Source organism: Rhodoferax sp. RT5P35 (assembly GCF_056521385.1).
In genome coordinates this window covers 1-1,737 of the sequence record NZ_JBWMAX010000065.1, presented here as the reverse complement: position 1 = coordinate 1,737, position 1,737 = coordinate 1, and the positions used below count along the sequence as shown (strand labels likewise).

Annotated in this window: 3 protein-coding genes; all 3 read right to left on the bottom strand. The window is 64.8% G+C overall.

Features of this window, described 5'->3' with window-relative positions; genetic code table 11:
* The coding region (locus tag AC097L_RS23605) for a PhaM family polyhydroxyalkanoate granule multifunctional regulatory protein (protein ID WP_479589175.1) at positions 1–271 on the bottom strand (271 nt) is incomplete at its 3' end.
* A gap of 68 nt (positions 272–339) precedes the next feature.
* Positions 340–798 (bottom strand): copper chaperone PCu(A)C, encoded by a 459-nt coding sequence (locus AC097L_RS23600; RefSeq protein WP_479589174.1) that lies wholly within the window; start codon positions 796–798, stop codon positions 340–342.
* A gap of 14 nt (positions 799–812) precedes the next feature.
* On the bottom strand, positions 813–1,737 hold a 925-nt coding region (locus AC097L_RS23595; protein WP_479589173.1), incomplete at its 5' end, for a PepSY-associated TM helix domain-containing protein.

The window sequence follows — 1,737 nt, the reverse complement described above, 5'->3', positions numbered from 1 at the left end:
TGCTCAGGTTCATGCCCTTCAAGGTAGCCAGGGTCATTTTTTGCACTTCCAGCGCCTGGATGGTGGCTTTCAGGCCCACGGCGTTCTGGTCCAGCCAGAACTGCACGGCCTTGAGTTCGGTGATGCGCTTGTCCAGCTCTTCCACGCTGAGGGTAGGCGCGACCCAGCCCCCCATGGCCGGGGCACCGGTGGAAGCGCCTTTGCCCAGGCTCTTCAAAAAGTCAAAACCGGGTACGAATTTGCTGAAATCAAAGGCCGGGGTATCGCTCATGGTGTCTCCTGATTTTTTGGGGTGCTATGGTCACGAATCGAAGCTTACCCCAATGTGTCAGGAATACGTCAGTGCTTGTGCGCCGCCGCACCAACGGGGGCGGTGGATGCCACCGGCAGCTTCACTTCCAGCTTGCTTTCCACGCCCTTGGCATCCTGGAACACCAGGGTCAGGGGCACGGTGCTGTCTTTGGGCAAGGCCGCCTTCAGGTCCATCAGCATGACGTGGTAGCCGCCGGGGGCCAGGGCCACCGGCTTGCCTGCGGGCAGCGCCAGGCCACCGGCCACGGCGCGCATGCGCATCACGTCGCCGTCCATCTTCATCTCGTGCACCTCGGCCACCCCGGCCACCGGGGTGGACACGGAGACCAACCGGGCATCGGCCTGGGCGGTCAGGGTCATGAACGCGCCGCTGGCCTTTTGGCCCTGCACGCTGGCGCGCACCCAGGCATCCTTGACCGTCACATTTTGGGCATATAAATGACCACTCGTGCCCATCAATAGGGCGATAGCAGCTATAAATTTCATAGTATTTGGTTTCTTCAAGATAAAGCCAGTTTGAGCGCGGAAATGCGCGAGATCAGCAGCCAGTCCAGCAGCAGCACGGCCAGCAACACGCCGCCGGCCAGCGGGAACGCCAGCGCCGTCAGCAGCATGACGACCGCGCCGCCCTTCCACAGCGGTGCCTGGGCGGGCACGCTGGGGGCCGCCAAACGGCCACTGCCCTGGGGGCGGCGTTTCCACCACATCACCACGCCGCTGGCGCACAGGGTCACGATGGCCAGGCAAAACAGCACGTTGGCGCAGGCGCTCCACAGGCCTACGTCGCCCTGGTGCAGCGCAATGCCCACCGCCATGGCTTTGGCCACGGGGGCGTAGTCGGCAAAGCCTGCCTGCGCCAAGATGCGGCCGGTGTAGCGGTCCACGTGCACAAAGCGGTCGTGGAACGGGTTGGCCAGGTCGCCGCTCATGGTGTCGGCCGAGATGGAGTACACGCCGTTGGCATCCTGCGGCACATTGATGTGGTACTGCCCGGCAAAGCCCAGGCGCTGGGCCAGCGCGGCCACGCCGTCCAGGTTGACCGGTTCACCTGCCAGGATGCCCGGCGTGCCCGCCGACGAGCCCGACACCGGCAAGGGCGTTTGTTCCAGGCCCCAGGGCACGTCGTGCAAACCGCCGCTGCTCAGCGTGGCATGGGTGGCGTCCGAGGTGGGCACTGCGTCCCATTTGGTGGCCGGAAACGTGCTCCAGGGCTGCACCAGCTTGGCACCCCACACGCCCGTCCAGGACATGCCGGTCAGCAAAAACAAAAACAGCACCACGCTAAGCCAAAAGCCCAGGCTGGCGTGCAGCGACTTCCACCACTTGCGGCCCGTGGCCCGCCAGTCGGGCAGCAGCACCTCGGACCAGCGCTCCAGCTTGCGCGGCCAAAACAGGTACAGGCCGGTGACCACCATCACGATGGCC

Coding starts and splice junctions, on each gene's coding strand:
- AC097L_RS23600 (WP_479589174.1), bottom strand. CDS start 798: ATGAAATTTATAGCTGCTATCGCCCTATTGATGGGCACGAGTGGTCAT.